The organism is Mycobacterium sp. IS-1590 (assembly GCF_001500025.1).
Classification (GTDB): Bacteria; Actinomycetota; Actinomycetes; order Mycobacteriales; family Mycobacteriaceae; genus Mycobacterium.
Map to the genome: position 1 here is coordinate 120,677 of NZ_LQIW01000048.1, position 25,506 is coordinate 146,182.

At 64.5% G+C, this 25,506-nt stretch carries 26 protein-coding genes; 16 read left to right on the plus strand and 10 right to left on the minus strand.

Annotation, left to right across the window (positions count from 1 at the left end):
• The 5 genes from AU197_RS21600 to AU197_RS21620 all read left to right on the plus strand — a co-directional run bounded on the left by AU197_RS21600 (position 1) and on the right by AU197_RS21620 (position 4,639).
• Positions 1 to 1,224 carry a metal-dependent hydrolase family protein gene (locus tag AU197_RS21600; protein ID WP_064405293.1) on the plus strand — a complete coding sequence of 408 codons (1,224 nt, stop codon included), beginning with the start codon at positions 1 to 3 and terminating at the stop codon, positions 1,222 to 1,224.
• Positions 1,211 to 1,639 carry a nuclear transport factor 2 family protein gene (locus AU197_RS21605; RefSeq protein ID WP_064405295.1) on the plus strand — a complete coding sequence of 143 codons (429 nt, stop codon included), beginning with the start codon at positions 1,211 to 1,213 and terminating at the stop codon, positions 1,637 to 1,639. The genes AU197_RS21600 and AU197_RS21605 overlap by 14 nt, the downstream gene beginning before the upstream one ends.
• Positions 1,636 to 2,763, plus strand: a complete 1,128-nt coding sequence (locus AU197_RS21610; protein WP_064405297.1) for an acyl-CoA dehydrogenase family protein — start codon at positions 1,636 to 1,638, stop codon at positions 2,761 to 2,763. The genes AU197_RS21605 and AU197_RS21610 overlap by 4 nt, the downstream gene beginning before the upstream one ends.
• Positions 2,764 to 2,799: 36 nt before the next feature.
• On the plus strand, positions 2,800 to 3,567 hold the full coding sequence (locus AU197_RS21615; protein ID WP_064405590.1) for an acyl-CoA dehydrogenase family protein: 768 nt from the start codon (positions 2,800 to 2,802) through the stop codon (positions 3,565 to 3,567).
• A gap of 184 nt (positions 3,568 to 3,751) precedes the next feature.
• The gene (locus AU197_RS21620; RefSeq protein ID WP_064405299.1) at positions 3,752 to 4,639 is read left to right on the plus strand and encodes a type IV toxin-antitoxin system AbiEi family antitoxin; all 888 of its coding nucleotides are present in this window, start codon (positions 3,752 to 3,754) and stop codon (positions 4,637 to 4,639) included.
• Between the two features lie 68 nt (positions 4,640 to 4,707).
• Here the strand turns inward: AU197_RS21620 and AU197_RS21625 are convergent, their stop codons facing one another.
• Together AU197_RS21625 and AU197_RS21630 are read right to left on the minus strand one after the other, a co-directional pair.
• On the minus strand, positions 4,708 to 5,490 hold the full coding sequence (locus AU197_RS21625) for an enoyl-CoA hydratase (RefSeq protein ID WP_064405300.1): 783 nt from the start codon (positions 5,488 to 5,490) through the stop codon (positions 4,708 to 4,710).
• A 12-nt stretch (positions 5,491 to 5,502) separates the two neighbouring features.
• Positions 5,503 to 6,678: an acyl-CoA dehydrogenase family protein gene (locus AU197_RS21630; protein WP_064405302.1), complete on the minus strand. Its 1,176-nt coding sequence runs from the start codon at positions 6,676 to 6,678 to the stop codon at positions 5,503 to 5,505.
• A 122-nt stretch (positions 6,679 to 6,800) separates the two neighbouring features.
• Here AU197_RS21630 and AU197_RS21635 point away from each other — a divergent pair, with 122 nt between their 5' ends.
• The 4 genes from AU197_RS21635 (at position 6,801) to AU197_RS21650 (ending at position 10,919) form a co-directional block, all read left to right on the plus strand.
• A complete protein-coding gene (locus AU197_RS21635) occupies positions 6,801 to 7,517 on the plus strand; it encodes a TetR/AcrR family transcriptional regulator (RefSeq protein ID WP_082696795.1) in 717 nt (238 codons plus the stop codon).
• 311 nt (positions 7,518 to 7,828) lie between these two features.
• The gene (locus tag AU197_RS21640) at positions 7,829 to 8,953 is read left to right on the plus strand and encodes a cytochrome P450 (protein ID WP_231745158.1); all 1,125 of its coding nucleotides are present in this window, start codon (positions 7,829 to 7,831) and stop codon (positions 8,951 to 8,953) included.
• Between the two features lie 45 nt (positions 8,954 to 8,998).
• Positions 8,999 to 9,835 (plus strand): mycofactocin-coupled SDR family oxidoreductase, encoded by an 837-nt coding sequence (locus AU197_RS21645; RefSeq protein ID WP_064405307.1) that lies wholly within the window; start codon positions 8,999 to 9,001, stop codon positions 9,833 to 9,835.
• Between the two features lie 13 nt (positions 9,836 to 9,848).
• Positions 9,849 to 10,919: a phosphotransferase gene (locus AU197_RS21650; RefSeq protein WP_064405310.1), complete on the plus strand. Its 1,071-nt coding sequence runs from the start codon at positions 9,849 to 9,851 to the stop codon at positions 10,917 to 10,919.
• Here AU197_RS21650 and AU197_RS21655 read toward each other — a convergent pair.
• Positions 10,916 to 11,506: a hypothetical protein gene (locus AU197_RS21655; protein WP_174523794.1), complete on the minus strand. Its 591-nt coding sequence runs from the start codon at positions 11,504 to 11,506 to the stop codon at positions 10,916 to 10,918. The two genes, AU197_RS21650 and AU197_RS21655, sit on opposite strands and share 4 nt — an antisense overlap.
• A gap of 240 nt (positions 11,507 to 11,746) precedes the next feature.
• Between AU197_RS21655 and AU197_RS21660 the strand changes: the two genes are divergently transcribed.
• Complete coding sequence (locus AU197_RS21660; protein WP_064405312.1) at positions 11,747 to 12,490, plus strand: SDR family NAD(P)-dependent oxidoreductase; 744 nt, start codon at positions 11,747 to 11,749, stop codon at positions 12,488 to 12,490.
• A gap of 27 nt (positions 12,491 to 12,517) precedes the next feature.
• Positions 12,518 to 13,411 carry a mycofactocin-coupled SDR family oxidoreductase gene (locus tag AU197_RS21665; RefSeq protein WP_064405314.1) on the plus strand — a complete coding sequence of 298 codons (894 nt, stop codon included), beginning with the start codon at positions 12,518 to 12,520 and terminating at the stop codon, positions 13,409 to 13,411.
• Between the two features lie 12 nt (positions 13,412 to 13,423).
• Here AU197_RS21665 and AU197_RS21670 read toward each other — a convergent pair whose 3' ends face one another.
• Both AU197_RS21670 and AU197_RS21675 read right to left on the minus strand, forming a co-directional pair.
• Positions 13,424 to 14,395 carry an NADPH:quinone oxidoreductase family protein gene (locus AU197_RS21670; RefSeq protein WP_064405316.1) on the minus strand — a complete coding sequence of 324 codons (972 nt, stop codon included), beginning with the start codon at positions 14,393 to 14,395 and terminating at the stop codon, positions 13,424 to 13,426.
• Positions 14,396 to 14,438: 43 nt separating this feature from the next.
• Complete coding sequence (locus tag AU197_RS21675; RefSeq protein WP_064405318.1) at positions 14,439 to 15,497, minus strand: LLM class flavin-dependent oxidoreductase; 1,059 nt, start codon at positions 15,495 to 15,497, stop codon at positions 14,439 to 14,441.
• Positions 15,498 to 15,676: 179 nt separating this feature from the next.
• Between AU197_RS21675 and AU197_RS21680 the strand changes: the two genes are divergently transcribed.
• Complete coding sequence (locus AU197_RS21680; RefSeq protein WP_231745147.1) at positions 15,677 to 16,456, plus strand: TetR/AcrR family transcriptional regulator; 780 nt, start codon at positions 15,677 to 15,679, stop codon at positions 16,454 to 16,456.
• Complete coding sequence (locus AU197_RS21685) at positions 16,453 to 17,223, plus strand: SDR family NAD(P)-dependent oxidoreductase (RefSeq protein ID WP_064405321.1); 771 nt, start codon at positions 16,453 to 16,455, stop codon at positions 17,221 to 17,223. Before AU197_RS21680 ends, AU197_RS21685 begins: the two co-directional genes overlap by 4 nt.
• 39 nt (positions 17,224 to 17,262) lie before the next feature.
• Here AU197_RS21685 and AU197_RS21690 read toward each other — a convergent pair whose 3' ends face one another.
• Positions 17,263 to 18,138: an SDR family NAD(P)-dependent oxidoreductase gene (locus AU197_RS21690; protein ID WP_064405592.1), complete on the minus strand. Its 876-nt coding sequence runs from the start codon at positions 18,136 to 18,138 to the stop codon at positions 17,263 to 17,265.
• Positions 18,139 to 18,226: 88 nt separating this feature from the next.
• Here AU197_RS21690 and AU197_RS21695 point away from each other — a divergent pair, with 88 nt between their 5' ends.
• Genes AU197_RS21695 through AU197_RS21705 form a run of 3 tightly spaced genes read left to right on the plus strand, consistent with a single transcriptional unit; the run spans position 18,227 to position 21,098 of the window.
• Positions 18,227 to 19,423, plus strand: coding sequence for an acyl-CoA dehydrogenase family protein (locus AU197_RS21695; RefSeq protein ID WP_082696796.1), 1,197 nt, complete (start codon positions 18,227 to 18,229; stop codon positions 19,421 to 19,423).
• A gap of 29 nt (positions 19,424 to 19,452) precedes the next feature.
• Positions 19,453 to 20,064 (plus strand): TetR/AcrR family transcriptional regulator, encoded by a 612-nt coding sequence (locus AU197_RS21700; RefSeq protein ID WP_064405325.1) that lies wholly within the window; start codon positions 19,453 to 19,455, stop codon positions 20,062 to 20,064.
• Positions 20,061 to 21,098 (plus strand): LLM class flavin-dependent oxidoreductase, encoded by a 1,038-nt coding sequence (locus AU197_RS21705; protein ID WP_064405326.1) that lies wholly within the window; start codon positions 20,061 to 20,063, stop codon positions 21,096 to 21,098. The genes AU197_RS21700 and AU197_RS21705 overlap by 4 nt, the downstream gene beginning before the upstream one ends.
• Here the strand turns inward: AU197_RS21705 and AU197_RS21710 are convergent.
• The 4 genes from AU197_RS21710 to AU197_RS21725 all read right to left on the minus strand — a co-directional run bounded on the left by AU197_RS21710 (position 21,064) and on the right by AU197_RS21725 (position 25,369).
• Complete coding sequence (locus AU197_RS21710) at positions 21,064 to 22,095, minus strand: NAD(P)H-dependent amine dehydrogenase family protein (protein WP_064405329.1); 1,032 nt, start codon at positions 22,093 to 22,095, stop codon at positions 21,064 to 21,066. The genes AU197_RS21705 and AU197_RS21710 overlap by 35 nt on opposite strands.
• 25 nt (positions 22,096 to 22,120) lie before the next feature.
• A complete protein-coding gene (locus AU197_RS21715) occupies positions 22,121 to 23,314 on the minus strand; it encodes a cytochrome P450 (protein WP_064405331.1) in 1,194 nt (397 codons plus the stop codon).
• Between the two features lie 86 nt (positions 23,315 to 23,400).
• Complete coding sequence (locus AU197_RS21720) at positions 23,401 to 23,856, minus strand: nuclear transport factor 2 family protein (protein WP_064405333.1); 456 nt, start codon at positions 23,854 to 23,856, stop codon at positions 23,401 to 23,403.
• Positions 23,840 to 25,369 (minus strand): aldehyde dehydrogenase family protein, encoded by a 1,530-nt coding sequence (locus AU197_RS21725; protein ID WP_064405334.1) that lies wholly within the window; start codon positions 25,367 to 25,369, stop codon positions 23,840 to 23,842. Before AU197_RS21725 ends, AU197_RS21720 begins: the two co-directional genes overlap by 17 nt.
• Positions 25,370 to 25,506: the final 137 nt, after the last annotated feature.

A 25,506-nucleotide genomic window follows, 5' to 3' on the forward strand; every position in this document is an offset into this window, starting at 1 on the left:
GTGCTGACCCTCAAGGCCGCGGGTCTACTCGACGTCGACGCCGGCGAGATCGTCCGGCCGGGCATCGTGCGCATCGACGGCGACCGCATCGTCGGTCTCGGCGGTGCGGCCGACGGCGAGGGTGAGGTCATCGATCTCGGTGACGCCATCCTGCTTCCCGGCCTGATGGACATGGAGGTCAACCTGCTCATGGGTGGCCGGGGCGAGAACCCCGGCCTGTCCCAGGTCCAGGACGATCCCGCGACGCGGGTGCTGCGTGCCGTCGGCAATGCGCGACGCACGTTGCGGGCCGGTTTCACCACGGTTCGCAACCTCGGGTTGTTCGTCAAGACCGGCGGGTACCTGCTCGACGTCGCGCTGGGCAAGGCGATCGATGCGGGCTGGATCGACGGTCCGCGGGTGATCCCGGCCGGCCATGCGATCACCCCAACCGGGGGCCACCTGGATCCGACGATGTTCGCCGCGTTCATGCCCGGCGCGCTGGAGCTGACAATCGAGGAGGGCATCGCCAACGGCGTCGACGAGATCCGCAAGGCGGTGCGCTACCAGATCAAGCACGGCGCCCAACTGATCAAGGTCTGTGTCTCCGGCGGCGTGATGTCGCTGACCGGAGAGGCCGGCGCACAACACTATTCGGACGAGGAACTGCGGGCCATCGTCGACGAGGCGCACCGGCGCGGCCTGAAGGTGGCTGCGCACACCCACGGAGCCGAGGCGGTCAAGCACGCCGTGGCATGCGGTATCGACTGCATCGAGCACGGCTTCCTGATGGACGACGAAGCCATCCAGATGCTCGTCGACAACGACCGGTGGCTGGTGACCACCCGACGTCTCGCCGAGGCCATGGATGTGTCCCGGGCACCGAAGGCGTTGCAGGACAAGGCGGCCGAGATGTTCCCGAAGGCGCGCACATCGATCAAGGCCGCCTACGAAGCGGGGGTGAAGATCGCCGTCGGCACCGATGCTCCGGCCATCCCCCACGGCAAGAACGCCGACGAGCTCGTCACACTGGTGGACTGGGGTATGCCGCCGGCCGCGGTGTTACGTGCGGCCACCGTCGTCGCCGCCGATCTGATCGACAGAAGCGACCTGGGCCGCATCGCCGAGGGGTACCTCGCGGACATCATCGCCGTGCCAGGCGACCCCCTGGTCGATATCGGCGTTACACGGGATGTCAGCTTTGTAATGAAGGGCGGTAAGGTCTTCCGACATGACTCGAACTGACGACCTCGTCGAGATCCAGCAGCTGCTGGCCAAGTACGCCGTCACCATCACCCAGGGCGATATCGAGGGGCTGACTTCGGTGTTCACCCCGGACGGGACGTACAGCGCGTTCGGCTCCACCTACACGCTGAACCGCTTCCCCGAACTCGTCGAGGCCGCACCCAAGGGTCTGTTCATGACCGGCACGTCTCTGGTGCATCTGGATCCGGACGACCCCGACAAGGCGTCGGGGACGCAGCCGCTGTGCTTCATCGAGCACTCCAAACACGACATGCGCATCGGGTATTACAACGACACCTACGTCCGCACCGAGGACGGCTGGCGGCTGAAAACCCGTGCCATGACGTTCATTCGGCGCAGCGGTGACCACGACTCCGGCCGTCCGCACGCCATCGGAAGGCCCGAGGCCGGATGAGTGACGACCTCTACGAGCCCGCCACGTTCCGCACTGCGTTGCGGGAATGGTTGGACGCCAACGATCTGACCCCGCTCACCGACGACCATTCGCTCGACGCGCACCAAGCCCAGCACCTGCGGGTGCTCAAGGCGCTGTACGACGCCGACTGGATGCGCTACGGCTGGCCGGAGTCGGCCGGCGGGCTCGGCGGACCCGACATCCTGCGCGCCATCGTCGGCGAGGAGGTCGTGGGACGCGGTCTCGACCACCCGGGCCCGTATTCGATGCTCGACGTGCTCACGCCGACCATGATCGACTACGCCCGACCGGAACTGGCCGCGGAGATGGTGCCGCGGCTGCTCTCGGGTCAAGAGTCGTGGTGCCAAGGTTTTTCCGAACCCGGTTCGGGCAGCGACCTGGCGTCGTTGACGACCCGCGCTGTGCCACAGGGCGACAACTGGGTGGTCAACGGCCAGAAGGTGTGGACCAGCTTCGCGCAGTACGCGAAGCGGTGCATCCTGCTCACCCGCACCGGCGACGCGAACACGCCCAATCACGAGGCGATCACCGCGTTCTTCGTCGACCTCGATTCGCCCGGAGTGTCGGTGCGCCCACTGCGCACCATGCACGATGTCGACGAGTTCTGCGAGGTGTACTTCGACGACGTGGTGGTGCCGGCGGACCGCATGCTGGGCAACCCCGGCGACGGCTGGAAGGTTGCGATGGACCTTCTCCCCTACGAGCGCTCCACCTGCTTCTGGCAGCGCATCGCCTATCTGTACTCACGCTTCGACGACCTGGTCAACGAGGTCAAAGGCCTTGGCACCGCCTCAGACTCGGACCTGGGCGAGGTATACCTCGCGCTGCACACGCTGCGTTGCCGCTCGCGCGCCACCCAGCACCGGCTGGGTGAGGGACAAAAACTGGGCGCAGACACCTCGATCGACAAGGTGCTGCTGGCCGGTGCCGAACAGCGGCTCTACGACACCGTGCGCGACCTGCTGCCCGGGCGCATCGAACTCGAAGACAACCCATGGCGGACCGAATACCTGTATTCGCGGGCCGCGAGCATCTACGGCGGCACCGCCGAGGTGCAACGCAACATCATCGCCCGTCGCCTGCTCGATCTCGGTAAGGAGTGAGGAGTGGAATCCGGTTTGGACGCCGAATCACTGGCGATGCTCGAAGACACCCTGCGCAAGACGATGCTGTCCGCCTCCGGAGCCGAGCTGGACGCGGCGCTCGCGGAGCTCGGCTGGGCCGAGATGCTGGCCGACACCCCGGATCAGGCGATTCCGCTGGTGTTCCGCCTGCTCGGCGAAACCGGTTCGCACGCTTCGGTTCTCAACGATGTGCTGCTGGAGACCATCGGCGGCCTGCCCGGTGGTACACCGCCGATGCCCTACACCGGCGGCAGCTGGGTGGTCTGGGAGCGCACGGCCAACACCGAGCCGACGCTGGGTGACCTGCCGTTGCGCCGGGTGCCCGACGGCGAGCTGATGCGGATGGGCGAGGCCCGTCGCGCGGTGGGCTGGTGGCTGGTCGGTTCGGCTCGCGGGATGCTGGCACTGGCCCGTCAGCACGCGTTGGACCGCGTCCAGTTCGGTAAGCCGATCGCGTCGTTCCAGGCGATCCGGCACCGACTGGCAGAGACGCTCGTGGCGATCGAAGGCGCCGAGGCGACGCTGGGCCTGCCCGGTACGGAAAGCGCGGACCTGACGGCGATGCTGGCCAAGGCGGCCGCAGGCAAGGCGGCGATGACGGCGGCCAAGCACTGCCAGCAGGTGCTCGGCGGTATCGGCTTCACCGCCGAGCACGACCTGCACCGGCACATCAAACGGGCCCTGGTGCTCGACGGATTGCTCGGCAGCTCACGCGAACTCACCAAGAGAGCCGGCGCCGGCCTGCGCGCCAGAGGTTCGGTCCCCCGCCTCGCCCACCTCTAGTTCATTTCCGCGACCTCCCCCCTCCTTCCTTTGGCGCGAGCGTGCGTGTCTGCACACGACACGCCGCGGAATCTCAGCGCTTTGCGCACGCTCGGCGCCACCGACTGTGCACAAAGGCGGTTTCATCCACAGACGGTGTTCTTCGCGTCCGAACTGTCGACGCGTCGGCGCGAGGATTGCCGCCATGGATACCGCCCTGAGGCAGTTGTTCGACGAGCAAGGTGGCGTGGCGACCAGCGCCCAGATCCTGGCGATCATTCCCAGATACACATTCGAATCAGTGTTGAAAGCCAAGTATCTCGAGCGAGTCTGGCATGGGATCTACTGTCTCGGAGAGCCAACGGACGAGTTACGGCTGCGCGGACTGGACCTGTCGTGTGGCACGACGGTACCGGTGTGCCTGTCGACCGCCGCGGCCCTGTTCGGCTTTGACACCGAAGGGCCTTCCGCACTTCACGTGCTCAATCCGCCCGGTCATCAGCTGCGCCCGGCCGACGGTCTTGTCGTGCACCGCCGGAAAGGCGCACCGCTGGTCCACACCGCCGACCGGATCGCGACGTCACCGGCATGGACCGCGATCGAAGTGGCCCGCGCTTTGCGACGGCCGCGTGCACTCGCAACGCTCGATGCCGCGCTCCGCTCCGGTACATGCACCCGGGCTGAGTTGTGGCGCGCGGCAATCCAACAGGCCGGCCGGCGCGGCATTGTCGCGGTGCGCGACCTACTTCCTCTCGCCGACGGACGCGCCGAGTCTCCGATGGAAAGTGAAGCGCGGCTGGCAATGATCGACGGTGGCTTGCCGATGCCCGAACTGCAGTACGGGGTCGTCGACGGCAACGGACAGCTGCGACGTCTCGACTTCGCGTGGCCGGATTTTCATGTCGCGGTCGAGTACGACGGCATCGATTGGCACACCGATCCCGACGTGCTGCGCAATGACCGCCGACGCCAACTCGCCCTGCAGGACGTCGGCTGGACCGTCATCGCGATCGTCTCAGACGACGTGCGGCACCGACCCGCGGACTTCGTAGGCAGGATCGACCGACAGCTTCGTCACGCCCGCGCCGCGTGAGCGCGCGCAAACTGTCGAGATCTGGCGGCGTGTCGTGTGCAGACACGCACGCTCGCGCCAACAAAGAATTACTGGATGCTGGCTTTCATCTCGTCGAGGTTCACCAGCACCGGCCATCCGCCGACGCTGAGCGCGTTGCCGTGGCCCGTCTGATGGATGTCGAACACCGACTGGATGGCCGCATAGAAGCCCTGCACGTCGAGCGTCTGGTTCACCGCACGTTTGGCCTGGCGCAGCGCGAACGGTGACATCTTCGCGATCTGTTCGGCCATCGCCCTGGTCTCCGAGTCGAGCTGATCGCGAGGCACGACTTTGTTCACCATGCCGGTGGCAGCCACCTCGTCGGCGGTCATCGCACGGCCGGTGAACAGGATCTCCTTGGCCTTGCGCGGCCCGAGTTCCCATGTGTGGCCGTGGTATTCGACGCCGCCGATGCCCATCAGCACCACCGGGTCGGAGAACTGGGCGTCATCGGCCGCGATGATCAGATCGCACGGCCAGCACAACAGCAGCCCACCGGAGATGCAGCGACCCTGCACCGCGGCGATCGACGGCTTGGGCACATTGCGCCACCGCAGCGTGTACTCCAGATAGCGCTTCGCCTCGTGCTGGATGATGAACTCCAGCGTGATCTTGTCCGGCACCGGCCCCCCGCCGCGCAAGTCGTGGCCAGCCGAGAAGTGCTTCCCGTTGGCACGCAACACGATCACCGACACCTCGGGATCCTCCGCCGCGCGGGTCCAGGCGCCGTCGAGCTCGTCGAGCAGTTCGGGGTTCTGCGCGTTGGCGGCCTCAGGCCGATTCAGCGTGATGGTCGCGATGCGGTCGGCGACCTCGTATTCGATGTACATGGTGCAGCCCTTCTAGTTTCGAGGCAGTCCCAGCAACCGCTGGGCGATGATGTTGCGTTGGATCTCGGAGGTGCCGCCGGCAATCGTGCCGCCGAACGTGCGAACGTAACGCTCGAACCAGCCGCAGCGGTACAGCTCCAGATGCTGTGCGCTGTACGGCCCCGAGAACGTCGGATGATTCAGCGCGTCGGCGCCCGCAGCGCCCACGGCGTACTCGGCCGCCGACTGCGACGCCTCCGAGCCGAGAAGCTTGAGCACCGACAGGGCGGCCACATCCTCATCGCCGCGCGCGGCACGGGCCAACGCCACCGAGCCGAGCAGGCGCAACGCCTGGTTGTCCATCACGAGCCCGGCGAACCGGTCGCGATCGAGTGCGGTGCTGGGACGGAAATCCTCGACCAGCTCTTGCAGGCGGTCCGCATAGCTGAGCCACAACATGTTTCGCTCATGGCCGAGCGAACCGTTGGCGACCCGCCAGCCCTCGTTCAGCGGCCCGATCAGGTTCTCGGCAGGCACCCGGACGTCGTTGAAGAAGACCTCATTGAAGTCCAGGTCGTCGGCGTCACACAGCGACGCGAACGGGCGTCGGACCACGCCCGGCAGGTCCGTCGGGATCATCAGCACGCTGATGCCCTTGTGCTTGGGCGCCTTCGGATCGGTACGAACGAAAGTCAACAGGACGTCGGCGTCGTGCGCCCCCGAGGTCCACACCTTCTGCCCATTGACGACGAAGTGGTCCCCGTCTTGCACCGCGGCAGTCCGCAGCGACGCGAGGTCCGAACCGGCGCCCGGCTCGCTCATCCCGAGCGACGCGGTGATCTCGGCGCGCAGGATCGGGACCGCCCAACGGCGCTGCTGTTCAGGCGTGCCGAACGAGATCAACGACGCCGAGATGATGCCCACGCCCTGCGGGTTGAAAGTCAGATACACCCGCCGACGTGCCAGTTCCTCCTGGTGCACGTATTGCTGCAGGATCGTCGCATTGCGGCCGCCGAACTCCGGCGGGTAGCCGGGCAACAACCAGCCGTTGTCGAACATCAACCGCTGCCAGTCCCGCGCCCAGGCCGGCACGTCGCTGCTGGACCGCGACCGCTCCACGGCCACGGCATCGGAGGGAAGATGTTCGTCGAGGAAGGCGTTGAAGTCGGCGCGGAAGGCCTCGACATCAGCATCGAAGGTGAGCTGCACGGGACTCCCGCCGGATCAAATCTTTGGTAGGACTATTGTTATCTCCAAAATGAGAATACTATTCTCATCGTGAGAAAGTTACAATCTCTGACACGTTGGCCGCGAGGGGGTCGAGGACCGCAATGGCGAGACGTTCTCCGGTACAGTCAGTTCATGTTCTCCCCACCCGGCCGGCGTCTGAGCCACCGGTGACAAGCCCCAGCGAAGAGCCCGCCTGGAAGCAGCGTGCGGTCGAACGGTCGATCAAAACGGCGAAGCTCCGGGCCGCGCAACGCGTGCAGCGCTTCCTGGATGCCGCGCAGGCGATCATCATCGAAAAAGGCAGCACCGACTTCACCGTCCAAGAGGTCGTCGACCGCTCGCGGCAGTCGCTACGCAGCTTCTACCTGCAGTTCGACGGTAAGCACGAGCTGCTGTTGGCGCTCTTCGAGGACGCGCTGAGCCGGTCGGCCGACCAGATTCGCGCCGCCACCACCACCGAGGACGAGCCGATCGAGCGACTCAAGGTCGCCGTGCAGTTGCTGTTCGAATCCTCGCGTCCGGACCCGACCGCCAAGCGGCCGCTGTTCACCGACTTCGCACCTCGGCTACTGCTCTCGCACCCCGCAGAGGTCAAGGTCGCGCACGCACCGCTGCTCGCGCTGCTGACCGAGCTGATGGAGGAAGCCGGCGAGGCCGGCCAGTTGCGGGAGGGCATCAACCCGAAGCGGATGGCGGCCATGGCGATGCAGACGGTCATGTTCGTGGCGCAGTCCAACGGCGCCGAAGACGGCACTACGCACCCGATCACCGCCGACGAGGTCTGGGACTTCGTCTCACACGGATTCGCCGCCCAGTAGCGGAGAACTCCGTTCTCACGGGCCGGAGCGAGAATCACGTTCTCGGCACCCCGCGGCGTCTTTCGAATACGGTCCCAGACGATACGGAGAATCCGATTCTTCTGAGCGAAGAGCTTAAATATTCCATTTTGAATCCCGTATTGACACCCCTTCGTCGCGAATGCCAGAGTTGTGAGACAAATGCCAGCCCCCTGTCTTATGCGACCTGACCGGCGAGAGGCGATCCGGTGACGATCAGCGCTGAAAACAACGACGTCCACGATGTGGACCAGGACGAGTTGTACTACGACCCGTACAGCATCGAACTCAACATGAACCCCTACGCCGTCTTCGCGCGTCTGCGCGAGGAGGCGCCGCTGTACTACAACGCCAAACACGACTTCTACGCGTTGAGCCGGTTCGAGGACGTCAACAAGGCGGTCATCGACCACCAGACCTTCATCTCGGGTCGAGGAGCGCTACTCGAAATCATCAAGTCGGGCATGGAGATCCCCCCGGGCACACTGATTTTCGAAGATCCACCGATCCACAACATCCACCGCAACCTGCTCTCACGGGTGTTCACCCCGCGCAAGGTGCAGGCACTCGAACCCCAGATCCGCGAGTTCACCTCCCGGTGCCTGGACCCGCTGGTAGGTACGGAGACGTTCGACTTCGTCCACGATCTCGGCGCGCAGATGCCGATGCGCGTCATCGGAATGCTGCTGGGCATACCGGAAGCCGACCAACGCCGCGTCACCGAGCACGGCGAGGCGACGCTGCAGAGCGACTCGGTCGATCTGTTGGCCACCGGCGAGGTGTTCGCCGAGTTCATCGACTACCGCACCGAGCACCCGTCCGACGACATCATGACCGACCTGCTCAATGCCGAGTTCGAGGACGAGACCGGCACCCGTCGCCGACTACGCCGGGAAGAACTGTTGATGTACCTGACGGTCATCGCCACGGCGGGCAGCGAGACCACGACGCGCTTGATCGGTTGGGCGGGAAAGACGCTCGCCGACTACCCGGATCAGCGGGCCGAGTTGGCGGCCGACCCGAGCCTCATACCCCAGGCGATCGAAGAGATCCTGCGCTGGGAGCCGCCCGCCCTGCAGATCGCCCGCTACGTGACCCGTGACGTCGAGTACTACGGCCAGACCGTGCCCGAGGGATCGGCGATGCTGATGCTCGTGGGTGCCGCGAACCGCGACCATCGCCGTTTCCCGCCCGACGGTGACGTCTTCGACATCCACCGAGAGCTGCACTCGCACATGACGTTCGGCGCAGGCACACACTTCTGCATGGGTAACGCCCTGGCACGCCTGGAAGGCCGGATCGCGCTCGAAGAAATTCTCAAGAGGTTCCCGACGTGGGAGGTGGACTGGCCCAACGCCAAACCGTCCCCCACGACAGCGGTCCGCGGTTGGGAATCGATGCCCACCTTCGTCTCCTGACGAACATCCGAAATACTCAGCAACAACAACGAATTGAGGTACACGATGACCGGACGTGTTGAAGGCAAGGTCGCTTTCATCACCGGCGCCGCCCGCGGCCAGGGTCGCGCGCATGCCGTGCGGCTGGCCCAGGAAGGCGCCGACATCATCGCCGTCGATATCTGCAAGCAGATCGACAGCGTGCAGATTCCACTGTCGACGCCCGAAGACCTTGCGGAAACCGCTGATCTGGTGAAGGGCCTCAACCGCCGCATCTACACCGCCGAGGTCGACGTCCGCGACTTCGACGCGCTCAAGGCCGCCGTCGACACCGGCGTCGACCAATTGGGTCGGTTGGACATCATCGTCGCCAACGCCGGCATCGGCAACGGCGGTGCCACGCTGGACAAGACCAGCGAAGGCGACTGGACCGACATGATCGACGTCAACCTCGGCGGCGTCTGGAAGACCGTCAAGGCCGGTGTCCCGCACATCCTCGCCGGCGGCCGCGGCGGCTCGATCATTCTCACCAGTTCGGTCGGCGGTCTGAAGGCCTACCCGCACACGGGCCATTACGTCGCCGCGAAACACGGTGTGGTGGGCCTGATGCGGACGTTCGCGGTCGAACTCGGCGCGCAGAACATCCGGGTCAACTCCGTCCACCCGACCAACGTCAACACGCCGCTGTACATGAACGAGGGGACGATGAAGCTGTTCCGTCCCGACCTGGAGAACCCGGGCCCCGACGACATGAAGGTCGTCGCGCAGATGATGCACACGCTGCCGATCGGCTGGGTGGAGCCCGAAGACATCTCCAACGCCGTGCTGTTCCTGGCCTCCGACGAGAGCCGCTACATCACCGGCGTGACGCTGCCGGTCGACGGCGGCAGCTGCCTCAAGTAACGGGGCCCGGCAGATGACCGCCGCCGAGCTGTCGCTTCCGCGCAGCTGGGAGGAGATCACGCCTGGGTGGATGACGGCGGTGCTCGGGAAGCACTTCCCGGGCGCCACCGTCGACGCCGTCAGCGTCGCGCTGCGCGACGACGGCACCAACCGACGGGCGCGGCTGGCGCTGAGGTATTCGGCGGGGTCGGGTCCGGCGACGGTCTTCGCCAAGGCCGTCGACCCCGACCACGCCGAACTCGTCGCTCTCACCAGCGGCCTGTTCCACGAACCGCGGCTTTTCACTTCGGGGGTCTCACTGCCGCTGGACCATCCGAGCGTCTACGCCGCGCTGATCGACGAGCCCGGCTCGAACTTCGTGATGATCATGGAGGACGTCGTCGCGCGCGGCGCCGACCCACGCGACTCCACCCGGCCAATGACGGTCGAGCAGGTCGCCAACGGAGTGCGCGGGCTGGCGCGGATGCATAGCCGATTCTGGGGTGAGCGGCTGACCGCGAACCCGGCACTCGACTGGCTCGAGCCGTTCGTCGCTTTCGAAGGCCTCGAGCACGCCCCGCTGGACATCGCTCGTGAGCGACTGGGCAAGACGGTCTCTTCGGAGATCGTCGAGATGAGCGGCACAGAGCTTTTCGTCGACATTTGGGCCCGTTACATCGGCACCCTCACGACCCCACCGCAGACCCTGCTGCACGGCGATCCGCACATCGGCAACACCTACGTGCTGCCCGATGACGACGTGGGGTTCCTGGACTGGCAAATGGCCCGACGCGGTAACTGGTCGCTGGATGTGGGCTACTTCTTGCAGGGTGCGTTGACGATCGAGGATCGCAGAAAAGCCGAGCGGGATCTGCTCGACGAGTACCGGGCCGCACTTACTCTGCCCGCCGACGAACTTCCGTCGGCCGAGGAGGTGTGGCTGCGCTACCGCGCGTCGGTCGCGCATGGGCTGGCCATCTGGATGGCGACGCTGTCCGGCGGCGACGCTTGGCAGGGCGCCGACATCTGTCTGGCTTTAGCGCAACGGTATTCGGCGGCGTTCGTCGATCTCGATACCCGCGCCGCGCTGGCGGCCCTGGACTAGGCGCCCTCCCTTCCCCCACCCGCCAGAAAAGCGCATGCGACCGGACCGACGACTCGGCTCGCCGATTGTTCACAGAGGTGGTCTTCGGCCACTCTCGGGTTGCGTCTCACCAAACCGAGGATCTCGGTGGAATCAACCGCAGCGGTTCGAACGTGTGCGGCGGCTAACGCGTGGGCCTTGTGCGTTCTTGCAGCGGCGCCGAGAGCGTGGCACGCGGCGACGGTTTTCCGGCCCAGCTCCGGGGAAGAACCTCCCCATACCGTGATCTCGGGCGTGCGACGGCTGAGGGTGGTACGCACGACATCCCGCAACCGTGGGTCGATCGTGTACAACTCGGCCGCAACACTGAGGGCCGCCGGCAACCGATGCGGAAGCTCCAACGCCTTTTCCAGATCACCCATTTCGACGCCGAGGATCCACAGCGGCCGGGGGTCGCCGGGTTCGGCGACGAACACGGTGACATCCCAGCCCGCCCTGGCCCGGTCGAACAGCCAACCGCCGACACGTTCAACCGCGTCCACAGGTGTGCGAGCGGCGACGTCGAGCCGGTATCTGAGGTCAACACTCGAGTCCGGATCCTCGACCATGCCGATGCTCCCTATTAGACATATGACTAACCAATGATAGGGCTGTTCGCAAATCGCACTGCCACTCTACACAGGCCGCACAAAATAGTTGACTCGGTCGCATATACTCGGTTGGCCGTCTTGAGCGCTGCACCAATTCCACGGCCTGATGCGCCGCGACGCGGCGTCAGCGGAACCGGATGTCCGAGCGAGCCACACGGGAGTGATGTGACAGGGAAGTCGACAGCGGAGTTATTGGACATGTCCGGCAAGGTCGCGGTGATCACCGGTGGCAGTACCGGCATCGGACGAGCGGTCGCCGAGGGTTTCGCGATGGCGGGTGCCGACGTCGTCATCGCCAGTCGCAAGCTCGACAACTGCCGGCTTGCCGCCAAAGATATCGAAGCCGGTACTGGACGACGAGCACTCCCCGTCGCCTGCCATGTCGGTAGGTGGGACGACGCCGAGAGCCTCTTCGAATCCGTCTACGACGCTTTCGGCCGCTGTGACGTGCTGGTCAACAATGCTGGCATGTCACCGGTTTACGACAATCTCTCGACGGTGACACAAGAACTATTCGACAAGGTTCAGGCCGTCAACGCCCGTGGTCCGTTCCGCCTGTCGGCCTTATTCGGGGCCCGGATGGCCGAAACCCATGGTGGTTCGATCATCAACGTCACATCGGCCGGCACGCTGCGACCCGACGCCGCCGACCTCCCCTATGCCATGGCAAAGGCGGGGTTGAATGCCCTCACCCTCGCCCTGGCCGGAGCCTGGGCGCCAAAAGTTCGGGCGAACCTCGTGATGCCCGGTGCCTTCGACACCGACATGTCCAGGGCGTGGGGCCCCGAGGGCCAGGCTGCTGCTGCAGCGATCAACCCAATGAAGCGAATCGGTGTGCCACAGGATCTCGTTGGTTTGTGCGTCTTTCTCGCCAGCGATGCCGCCGGTTACATCAACGGCGCACAGGTGCTTGTCGACGGCGGCCTTTTCCGGACGCTCTGAACGTTCACACCACCTCACGGAGGAACCATGACAGGACGCATGTCGGGAAAGGTCTCGTTCATCACCGGCGCGGGCCGCGGGCAAGGTCGTGCACACGCCGTGCTGCAGGCGCGCGAAGGCGCCGACATCATCGCGATCGACATCTGTGAAGACATCGAGTCGAACCCCTATCCGATGGCTAGCTGGGAGGACCTCGAAGAGACCAGACGTCTTGTCGAGAAGGAAGGCCGCACCTGCGTGACGGCCAAGGCCGACGTTCGCCACCGTCAACAGCTCGCTGACGCACTGGGTCAGGGTGTGGCCCAGCTGGGCCGGCTCACCACGGTGATGGCCAATGCCGGCATCCTGCCGCTGGCCATGGGCGACCCGCAGCCGATGGACTTCCAGGATGCCGTCGACGTCGATCTCATCGGCGTGATGAACACCGTGGCGGTCGCGGTTCCACACCTGATCGCGGCCGGAACCGGTGCGTCGATCGTCATCACCGGCTCCACCGCTGCGCTGATCCCGAACACCATGACGGCCAACGTGGATCCCCGGACCATCATGGGGCCCGGCGGAGCCGGCTACAGCTGGTCGAAGCAGGCGCTCGTCGGCTACACCCAACAGATGGCGTTGCATCTGGCGCCGAACGGAATTCGGGTCAATATCGTGCATCCGACCAACTGCAACACCCATCTGATGAACGCCGATGGGATCTACCAGGTCTTTCGTCCAGACATCGAAGGCACCGTCACCAAAGACGATTTCCGGGCTGCCTCGGAGTTCTACCACGCGCTTCCCACACCGTGGTTGGAACCCGAAGACGTTGCCGAGTTGGTGCTGTTCCTGGCTTCAGACGCCTCCAAACACATGACGGGGACCAGCGTCCCGATCGACGCCGGCTGCATGACCAAGTGGCCCAACGGCCCCGGGCAGTGACCCCGTGCTTGTTCACATATCGATGATGACCTTGCCCAGCGCCTTGCGGTCGGCCACGTAGCGCAACGCGAGCGCCGCGTCACTCAGCGCGAACCGCGCACCGATGTAGGGACGAAGCCTGCCCTCGACATAGTGTCGGTGCAGCTCCTCGTCATCGCGGACGACCTCATTCGGATAGTCGGAGGCAAAGGTCCGAATCTCCATGCCGCGCACCGTTATCCCCTTGAGTAGAACCAAATTGAGGGGGATGGCGGGAATGGGGCCGGCAGCGTAGCCCAACGTGACGAAGACACCGTGACGTCCGAGGCCACGAAGCGCGGGCAGCGAATAGGATCCGCCGACGGGATCCACGACGATCTGGGCGCCCGCCTTGCCGGTGATCTCCTTGATCCGCTCTCGCAGATCTTCGCGGTCGTAGTCCACGCATGCCTCGGCGCCGCGCAGGCGACAGAGATCGAGCTTGTCTTCGCCGGACGCCGCGGCCAGAACCCTTCCCCCCATGAGCTTGGCGATGTCCACCGCGGCGAGCCCGACACCGCCCGCGGCCCCGAGCACGACCACCCAATCACCCGGCTGCACCGGCGCGATCGTGCGCAACGTGTAGTAGGCGGTTCGATAAGTGACGCCGAAGGCGGCGGCCTCGGCGTAGTCGATGTCGTCAGGAATCGGTGTCAGCGTTCGGGCGTCGACCACAGCCTGCTCGGCGAAGGCGCCGACGAAGGTGGTCGCGCATACCCGGGCGCCCACGCGCACGTCCACGCCGTCGCCGACCGCGACGACATCTCCGGCCATCTCGCTGCCCGGGCTGAACGGTGGCGGCACTTTGACCTGGTAATTGCCGCCGATCAACAGGACGTCGGGGTAGTTGACCGCGGCCGCGCGCACCCCGATGACGATCTGACCGGGCCCGGGTGTGAGATCGGGTAGCTCATCGAGCACAAGGTCCTCGGGCTCGCCGTACCCACGACACACGATGGCCTTCATCAACCCGTCCCTTCATGTGCCCGGTCCACCGGCCACCATCCACTCAGCCCTTCAGGTCTGGCAACACCTTATCTGCGAACAACTTCAGCTGTTCGTAGACAAGCTCATACGGCATTCCACCCCAGCTGAAGTTGGCGAGCATCTCGTAGTCACCGACCATCTCCTTGCGGACGCGGTGATGTTCGACGAGCTCATCCGGGGTTCCGATCATGTTGCCCGCGATGTAGTCACGGTAAGCCTTGTCCGGGCCGCCGGCCGCGGCGGCGGCCTCACCCATGGCGGTCCAGGCGGCATACGAGGGCAGGTCCTTGAAGTGATCACTCATGAACTCGTAGTGGTTGGCCACCGTGGAGAACATCCTGGCGAAGTAGTTGTCGGTGTAATCGGCGACCCGCTGTTTGTCGGTGAAGCAGCACACGAAATCGGAGATGATGAACGGCGGTGCGGTCTTGTTGTGTAATGCCTCGAAATTCGTTCGATACTGGGTGATTTCGGGGATGGCGTTGCGCCAGTCACCCTGGGAGAAGCGCAACGCCTTGAGCCCGAATCTGGCAGCGACGTCGACCGAGCTCGGCGACATCGTCACCATGATGGTCCGGTCTTTGAAGGATTTGAAGGGCCCGGGACGGATCTCTGTGCGAGGGATCTGATACCACTTTGTGTCTGCTTCGACGATACCTGTCTCGACGCCCTCCATGATGATGACCGCCGCCTCGTCGAACATCTCCCGGGAGTCGGCGAGTTCGACACCGAAGGACCGGAATTCGCGTCGGGCGGCACCACGGCCCATGCCCAGTATGAGGCGGCCTCCGGACAGAATGTCGAGCTCGATCGCCTGCTCGACGACGCGCAGCGGGTTGTTCCAGGGCAGGATCACCGCGGCGGTGACCAGATTGATGTTCTTGGTCTGGGCCGCAACCCACGACAGCAGCTGAAAGGGATCCGGACACGCGCCGTAGTCGGTGAAGTGGTGCTCCACCGGACCGACATAGTCGAAGCCCATCGCCTCGGCTTCCACGGCGAGCTTCGACTCCTCCATGAAGCTCTCGACGTCGGGCACGCCGTGGAGATTCTGATAGCCCAGATGCATGCCTACCTTCATGGTCTCTCCAGTTCGTCAGGGCGGTCCGCCGCCGTGAGGGATGACAGAAATTAATTGTTACCCTGATCGTTTCTTTTAGACAAGCTTTCGACGAATTATGTGATGATAAGTCACCATCAGCGTCACAAATATCATGAGCCCGCTGGAACTCCGGGAGACCTGGCATGGAAGATCTATGTGTGATCGAACGCGCAGGCGCGTCCCCGCCGCCGGCTTCTTCGGGAAGCAGGGCGACGAGGCGCCGACCCGGTCGGCCGACGCTGAGCAACGAGCAGTTACTCGATACCGCACTGGACCTCTTCTTGGAGAACGGTTTCGAGCGCACCAGCATCGAGGCGATCTCGACCGCGGCCGGGATGGCCAAGCGCACCGTTTACGCCCGCTACGAGGACAAGACGAGCTTGTTCAAGGCGGCACTCACCCGGGCGATCGAGGACTGGATTGTGCCGGTCGAACAGTTGCAGGCTGTCGAGACCGACGATCTCGAGGAGACTCTTCTCGAGATCGGACGAATCCTGGTGGCCAACGTCCTGCGACCGGGCGGCCTGCGGCTGCTGCGCCTGACCAACGCCGTATCCGCGCAGATGCCCGAGATCGCGGCGTTCAACGTGCAGAAGGGTACCGAGCCGACGCTCGCCTATCTCGCCGAACTGTTCCGGCGACGGCTGGGCCCGGACGGGATATCGGTTCAGGACGCCGGTCTGGCCGCAGAAGCCTTCATCGACCTCATCCCCGGCGGTCCTGCCAACGCGAGCGCTCGCGGTGTGGTGCTGGACAAGAAGGCCGTCGACCGGCACACCCGGTATTGCGTCCGGTTGTTCGTTCATGGCCTTCTGCCACGCGACCATCAGCGGATAGCCGCCGAGGAGGAGAACAAACGATTGAAGCAGACGATCGCCGACGTGCTCGAGGATGTCGAGCGAGTGCGCGAACGGTTGAACCGGCGAGAGCCCCAATGAGTCTAGCCGGACTCGATGGCAAGGTTGCCCTGGTCGCCGGGGGCGCAACCGGGATAGGCGCCGCAACCGCCAGACGTCTGGCCACGGAGGGTTGTTCAGTCGTAATCGGTGACGTCAACCTCGACGGCGCGGCGACTGCGGCTCAGCAGATCACCGCCGATGGCGGGGTAGCCACGGCGGTTTGGTTCGACCTGGCGGAGCCCGGCTCCGTCGCCGAGCTCATCGACACCAGCGTCACCAAATTCAGCGGTGTGGACTTGCTGTTCAATGTCGGCTCCGATATGACCCTGCTGCCCGGCGACACCGACGCCGTCGATATCGAGTTGGCCGTCTGGGAACGGACAATGACGGTGACCCTGCGCGGCTACCTGCTGACCCTCAAGCACAGCATTCCCCATCTCCTGGCGCGCGGTGGCGGGGCTATCGTCAACATGGCATCGGCGGCTGCGTTCCAAGGCGAGCCGACCCGGCCGGCCTATGCCACCGCGAAGGCTGGCGTGTGTGCGCTGACCCGCCACATCGCATCCCGGTGGGGAAGGCACGGAATACGCTGTAATGCAATTGCTCCCGGGCTGACCGCAACAGAGGTGATCCGGTCGTTGCCCGAGTGGCCACAACTTCAGGCGGCCGCGCTCAAGGGTATGCGCAGCACCCGGGTCGGGGAGGTCGACGACATCGCCGCTTTGGTCGCCTTCTTGATGTCCGATGAAGGCGCCTGGCTGAATGGCCAGACCATCAACGTCGACGGAGGCGCGGTCCTTCGGTGATGGTGCGGCCAGAGCCGACAGCCGCACGATGCCGCATTCTCAAGGGCTTACTGTTGAAACCGGTTGCCAGATGGGTGAACCCCGCTCGGACCGCATCGATGGAATGGCCTTGCCGTCCACATCGGTGACGCCGTAAGCCGCCGCGAGCTCCGCGGTGATGAACGTTCCGCCGGAATGCCTCATCACCTGCGGATCGGTTGCCATTGCAGCGATCACACGGCCGGGAAACTCGGGCGAGCAGCCCCCCGCGGGGTTCGTCGCCGCCGCATTCCTCATCGCGGGATTGGCCGCTAGATTCCGTTGTGCGCGCTCGGTATACGTGAGGCCCTGCCAGAGCGAGACAGATGCGACATTGTGCGGTTCGAGCTCGATGGCCATGTCGTGTGCCATGCGGTCGACCGCCGTTTTACACATTCCGAACACGACGCCATAGGTGTAGGAGACGCCGGTGTACCCCGAAATCGCCACGATCAGTCCAGTCCCTGTCGGCACCATGATCTGGGCCGCGTGCCGGGCTGCGACGTAGTTCGACCGGACGCCCACGTCGACCATGCCCCAGTAATCGAGCGGCTTTTCCCAGAACGGCTTCCCATCGGTCAGGTCCTCGGGCAGTGCGAAGGCGTTGTTGACGAGGATGTCGAGCCGAGAGTGCTCGCGCTGCACCCTGTCGAACAGTGCGGAAACCTGGGCGTCGTCGGCGTGATCGACTGCGACCGCCACCCCGTGTCCTCCCCGTCGGTCGATTTCGGCGGCGGTTTCACCGACGGTGCCGGGAAGCTCGTGCATATGCGCCGCGTGGGTGCGTCCGGTGACATAGACGGTGGCACCCTGTTCTCCGAGTGCAAGGGCGATGCCCTTTCCGATGCCGCGGCTGGCGCCCGTCACGACAGCGACTTTGCCTGTCAGCGTTGCCATCCACATCCCCGATCAACGTTCGCTTGCCCCGAGTCCAGTTGTCTCGGTACTGTCCAGATTAGGCATTCGACTAACATGAGGAGATGTTATGACGGTCGTGGATCGAGTTTCTACCCCCGGTGGCTCGGGCACGGCGGTAGTGGTTAGAACGGCACGAGAATTCGTCCCCCGGATCCGCGCCCTCGCCCGTCAGATGGAGATCGACCGGCGCCTGGATGACCAGCTCGTCGACGACATGGAGGCGGCCGGCCTGTTCTCGGTGGTGGTGCCGAAGCTCTGGGGCGGCTGCGGCCTCGGACCTCACGAACTCAACAAGGTAATCGAGCTCATTGCCACCGCGGACATCTCGACGGCGTGGGTCACGGGCTTCTACAACTTCCACAACTGGTTCCTGTGCCGGTATCCGCGTGAAGTCCAGGAACTATTGTTCGCCGACCGAGCCTCAGTGCGTTGTGCGGCAATCCTCTCCTCTCCCGGCACTGCCGAGCGGGCCGACGGCAAGTTGCGAGTGAATGGTCGCTGGGGTTACGCGACAGGAATCCTGCACGCCTCCCACGCGCTTGTTCCCGTCATCGTCGACGACGACATGTCGTGGGTGATCGTGCCGCGAGACGAGCTTGAACTCGTCGACGACTGGGACGTGGCAGCCATGGCGGCCACCGGCAGCGTCACGATCCTCGCCAAGGATGTCGTCATCCCCGACACATGGGCGCTCCCCTTCGCCAAGATGATGTCGGCGGCCGACCATGAAGGCACTTTCCACGAGGAGGAGGTCATGCGACTTCCCTTCTCCGTCATGACAACTGCCATTTCATCGCTCTACGTCGGCGCGCTCGACGCTGCTGTCGAGATGACGCGGGAGCGCATGAACACGGCGTCCGGGATCAACAGCGCGCCCCGCAACGAACGCCCTATGGCACGCATTCGATGGGTGAACGCGTTCCAGACAGCGCGGATGATGCACCTGGTCCGGGATGCTGCCATCAACGAGGCCCTCGAGGTCGCTCGGCGCGGAGTCCCTCAGACACTCGAAGAGGAGGCGATGAATGGGCTGCACGGGGTGACGATTCTGCGCACGGTCCGGGAAGCCCTACGCGAACTCGTCGACGGCAACGGATCCAGCGGCTACCGAGCCGACAACCATCTACGCAGGATGTCGCAGGACATCGCGATGATATCCACGCACGCCGTGCACGGCGAATACGACGTGATGATGGACCGGCATGCCCGGTGGCTGCTCGGGATGGGCCTCGCGCCGGGCGATCCCGGCGCGCGAATGACATGACCGGGCATACGGTGGGTTACCTTGCTCGAATGGCACCGAAAAGACCCACCGATGCCCAGGAACCCGACTCCCGGACGGCACTACTCGATGCCGTAGAGCGACTCATGCTCGCAGAGGGTTATGCCGCGGTGACGTCCCGCCGGGTCGCAGCGGAAGCGGACGTCAATCCCGGCCTCGTGTACTACTACTTCGGCCCGATGGACAACCTCTTCATCGAGGTCTTCCGGCGCAGCGCGGCCCGGATGCTCGGCCGCCAAGCCGAGGCGCTCGTTTCTGATCAGCCGCTCTGGGCGCTCTGGGACCTGATCCGCGAGCAGTCCAACACGACGCTGAATCTCGAATTCCTCGCGCTCGGAAACCACCGTCAGGCGGTCAAGGCGGAGATGAAGGAGTTCTCGGTGCGGTTCCGCCGGATCCAGTTCGAGGGGCTGTCGGAGGTTCTGGCCCGCTACGATATCGACACGCAGGCCTGGCCGCCCGAAGCGGTGATGTTGTTCATGGACGGTGTCGGCAGGTTCATGGGTGAGGAGCGGTCCTATGGCCTCAGCCTCGGGCACGAACAGGCGGCACGCGTAATGGAGAGGCTGATCGGCGAATTCGAGGGGAAGCGGCGATCTGCGCGACGTCGAGGCCGCCGATGACTTTGCAGTTCGGCCTGCTGTGGCCGTTCAGGAACCCAGATTCTGTGCCCTGGGACGAGTTCTACCGATCGCACCTCGCCCTCGTGGTGGAATCGGAGCGGATGGGCTTCGACGAAGCCTGGCTCACCGAGCACCACTTCATCGACGATGGTTACTCACCGTCACTCTTTCCGATCGGCGCCGCCATCGCCGCGCGCACCGACCGGATCCGCATCGGGACGTTCCTACTACTCCTTCCGCTGCACAATCCGGTCCAGGTCGCCGAGGACACCGCAACACTCGACATCATCTCCGGCGGTCGTTTCGACCTCGGAGTCGGCCTCGGTTATCGGCCAGGCGAATTCGACGCCCAGGGTATCCCGGCCCGCGAGCGTGCAAGTCGTATGCGAGAAAGCCTGCCCATCGTGCGGCGACTCCTGTCCGGCGAGAACGTCACCATCGACGGCAAGTACATCAAGCTGAACGACATTCGAATCACTCCGCCTGCACTGCAACAGCCGCACCCGCCGATGTGGGTGGGGGGCACTGCGCCGAAGGCGATCGAGCGGGCAGCAGCGATGGGGATGCACTTCCTCAGCGGCGGGCCCGGATCGGCCGCCGTCTACGACGACGCGCTACGTGCCCACGGCCGCAACCCACGTGACTTCCACGTGGCCGCCACCGTGCCGACCTATGTCGCGCCCACGCGTCGACAGGCCTGGGAAATCGCCGCTGAACCTCTGCGCTACATGGCGGCGAGTTATCTCAAGTGGACAGCCGAAGCCAAGGGCATTGCGGACGCCGACTTGCCGGCGTTGCCCTCCGCCGAGGAGATAGTGCAACGGCAGTCGATGGATTTCTTCGGTGAAGACATGCTCGTCGGCTCACCTCACGACGTGATCGAGAAGATCGAGACCTACCGAGCTGGAGCGCGGCTGACGCACCTGGTTGCCGCAATGGCACTACCTGGCATGGCGGTACACCAGATCCACGCGAGCATGGAGCTCTTCGCGGGGAATGTCATCCCCCACTTCCGCGAATCGAATTCGCGGTGATCAAAGGCAATTCACCCGCAGTGACGAGGCCCGGGTTCGCCGCCACGACGGCCGGGATTGCGTTCACCGCGGGATTGGCGGTCGGGGCGGCGACGTACTCCTCCTCGGCGCCGCCGAAGACCGGCTCGTAACGAACCCGGATATTGGGCACGCCGGAAATCTCCATCACGTAGCCGTGCTCGATCGGCCAATCGGGTTCCATCGCATCCCCGAGACGCCACAGTAAATCCATCTCGAGGAGTGGCCGGTCGGCCTTCATACCCTGGAACATCGCCTTCATACCGCAAACCGTGCCCTCGCCGATCTCCATGTAGCCGAGGTCGAGATGCTTTGTGGCGATACCGAGCTGCGGCGTAAAGCGCACCTCGTCGAGCTCGACATGTAGCGCGCCGGCCATCATCTCGATGGCGTCTTCGAAGGCCGAGATCCGCTGCCGCATCATGTCAATCAGCCCCGGTGTGTCCGGTGGCGAACCGAACCCAAGCGCCAGCCACGTCTCCGGGGACTCGTAGGGTGTGCAGTCGACCGCTTCGTGGATGGTGATTCGGTCCACTTCGCGGCACGCGGCCGCGGAGACGAGCGCGATCACGCTGGCCAGCCCGGGATTGATTCCTGAACCGTACAACGACACGCCACCCCGGACGGCCGCATCGTGCAAACGTTGACGCTCATGCTCACCGAAGGAATGGCCCGTGATGAATCCCGCCGTCGAGATCACGTTGACACCTGCATCGAGGAGCCGGACCATCTCGTCGAGATTCGGAACCATCGGCATGTAAAGCACGACATCGGGTTTCAGTGCGACGATCGTGTCAATGTCGCTTGTCGCCGGTATCCCGACCGGCGGGATACCGCACAGTTGACCGACGTCCTTGCCGACCTTGCCTTCGCTCCATGCGTAACATCCGACGAGCTCGAGCCCTGGTTGCGCCTGGACTGCCCGAACCGCGGCTTGAGCCACCTGACCGGTGGTCCACTGCACCACCCGAATGGTCATGACACCATCTCATCCATTTTGTCGGTCAGACGATGGCCGGCAACGAATCCCAGCCCCGCAGCGCGGGTGAATTCGCCATACGGGCATTGTCGACGTCGATCTCCCACTCCGGGAAGCGGTCGAGGATCTCCTCGAGGGCGATACGACCTTCCAACCGCGCCAGGGCCGAACCCAGGCAATAGTGCGCGCCGATGCCAAACGACAAGTGCTTGATGTACTCGCGGTGGATATCGAAGCGATCCCCGTCGGGGAACCGTCGATCATCATGGTTGGCAGACCCGATCAGGAACAGGATCACACTGCCAGCGGGGACGGTCCCACCGTGGAACTCTGTGTCAGTCGCGACGTACCGGGCGAATTGCTGCGCGGGCGATTCGAGACGCAGAACTTCCTCGATGGCCCTGGGAATCAATGAGCGGTCCTCGACCAATTGGCGCCGTTGGTCCGGATGGTCAGCGAGTGTCTTGCCGGTCCAACTGATCAGATGCCCGGTGGTCTCGGCACCGGCGCTGGCGAGAAGCGTTGTGTAGGTCAGCACTTCGTCACGGGTGAGTCGGCGGGTCGAGCCATCCTCTTCTTCGAGCTCGGCGTTGAGTAAATCGGTCATCAGGTCGTCTGACGGGTTCTTGGCGCGCCAATCGATGTACTCGGCATAACTTGAGCCGTCGGCAAAACCCTCCTGCGGCGTGAGATGTTCGCCCGGGTCGGCACGCAGGCTGCGGTCGGTGTCCTGCCGATGGGCCTCCTGAGCAGACTCCGGAATACCGAGAAGCATGCCGATCGTGCGCATTGGAACCTGCGCGCCGAGGTCCGCCATGAAGTCGAACTTCTTGGCGCCCATAACCGCATCGAGGCTGCGTGCGCAATACTCGCGAACCTTGTCCTCCAGCTCGGCTATGCGGCGCGGGGTGAAGACACCATGCAGCACCTTGCGATATCTGGTGTGGACCGGCGGATCTTGGAAGATGAACATACTCGGCGGCATCTCGATATCGGCCCGTATGAAGTCCAAAATCGCACCCCGGCCCGAGATGAATGTTCGGTGGTCCAACAGCACCCGCTCGACATCGTCGGCTCGGCTGACGGCGAAGAAGTCATGTGCTGCGTTGTAGTACAACGGCGCTTCCTCTCTCAGCCGTCGATAGACCGGATACGGATCGGCGTCGATGACGGGGTCGAAAGGGTCGTAATAGACATCGCTCGGGCTCGCAACCGTCAAGTCGGACTCCTTCTCTTGGCCAGATGCCCCCTGACCCGGCTGATTAGTCGATTGCCTAATCGAAGACGATACCGAGGTCCTCGTCGTCAAGGCAAGAGCCGCTCGTCTCGTGCCGCTGCCACCTCGCCCGCTGGGCCCGGCGGCGTGAGACCGACGAATCCGAGGGGATTCAGGTACTCCTTGTACAGGGTGATCTTGTCGGCCTCGAAGCCGAATATGGTGATGTAGGTGTTCCGGTAGATGCCCCCGTTCCCCCGCCGTGAAGCTTCGCTGTGGTACTCCGCGATCACCAGCTGCTCGCCGGCTACCTCGTACCACCGGTCGTAGACGAAGTCCATCCGCACGAACATCGCCGGCATCGAAGTGCGCAACTGGTCGACTATCGCGGCGCTTCCCCGCGTCGCGGGAAGATCCTCGACGAATGGCAGCACCATCATGGCATCGGTGGCGAGATGACGCGCGACCCGGTCGAAGTCGAGATCTCCTATGCTGTCGAGGAATTCGCGGGCAAGCTGAACTCGGTCCTCAAAAGTCCACGGCACGTCGATACTCCCCTGGGTCGGCAGCGGCGAACGTTTTGTGCTCGAGGAACTTCTCGAGCTCTACGGATCCGTCAGCCGGAATGTCGTGCTCCTCGGCGTAACCGAAGCGGCTGTCGGGACCGAGATAGTTGCCGCCGTTGATGCTCATCCGGCCGGTCCGCACCCGGCGCGCCACCGCGAGCGCACGCTCGTGGGACCCAAAGACGACGCCGGACGGTCCGCATATCGAACGGTTCGCGATCCGAACTGCATCTCGATCGTCGTCGTAGGGGACCACAACCAGAACCGGACCACCGACTTCCGCCGCCAGCACTTCGCTCTCGGGGTCGACCCCGGTGAGCAACGTGGGTTCGTAGAAGTAACCAGGCCGCACCATTCCGCCGCCCCTCACGAGCGTTGCACCGGACGCGATGGCCCGCTTGACCATCTCATCGACCTCGTCGCGACGCCGATCACTGATGAGCGGTCCCATCCAGGTGCAGACATCGGCGGGGTCGCCATAGCGCACCGCGGCCAGGCATTTCGCCAGGTCACCCACCGCTGTGTCACAGCGGTGGGCAGGCACCAAGACCCGTGAGATCGGAGCCGAGCCTTGTCCCGCATGCGACGTTGCCATCAGCGCTATCTGCTCAGTACAGGTCGAGACGTCGGCATCGTCGAGCACGATCGCTGTCGACTTTCGCTCCGGCTTCATCCACACCCGCTTGACAGCCCCACTGGCTGCGACCATGAGGCGGCGCCCCGCTGCTACTGATCCGGTAAAGGAGATCAAGTCGACATCTCGGTGGCTGGCGAGTGTGCTGTCCACGGCTGGGTTCAGGGAAGCCAGCAGATTCACCACCCCGGCGGGAATCTCGGTCGTCGTCGCGATCAGCTCGCCGAGCGCAAGCGTTGTCAATGCAGCGTCGGAGCCGCTTTTCAACACCACCGTGCAACCTGCGGCCAGCGCCGGGCCCAAGGCGGCAATCGTCATGCGGATCGGGTGACTGGAGCCGGTGAAGATCGACACCACGCCGATCGGACCCTTCTCGGTCCAATGCGTCCCCCGGCCCGCATCGCCGTCGCCGGCAGTGGTGCTCGAATTGGCCGCCAACGTATCCGCATGACGGCCTACCGCGTTGATAGGCGCATCGAGGTATGGCCCTTCGGTCAGCCGCCAGGTGGCCCCCGTCTCGGCAACGGTCAGCCGCCGCAGTTCCTCGCGATGCCCGATCAGGGCCGCGTGGAGCTGCGTGAGACATTTGACCCGGAACGTGATGTCGGTGGACCACTTCGTCGAGTCGAAAGCACGCCGGGCCGCCGCGACGGCCCGCTGTGCATCGTCGACGTCGCAGTCTGGCGCAAAGCCCATGATCGCACCGGTCGCCGGGTTCACCGACGGAAATGTTTGGCGGCTGCGACCGTCCGACAGCACGCCGTCGATCAGCATGTGTCGCTCAACCCGGCCGGCCGAATGCTCTGGGGAGCCCGCTCCCCTGCCGTCCGCGGGCTTGGTCCCCGCCTGAGATGGCATCCACCGCTCCCGCAACAAAAATAGTTGACTCGGTCTGTTATACACTACTACCTTGTCGAAAGGTCGGTATCTGTCGCTCGACCATGATTCGCGGCAACAGGCATGGAGCGGCGATCACGCTGACCGCAATCGACTGG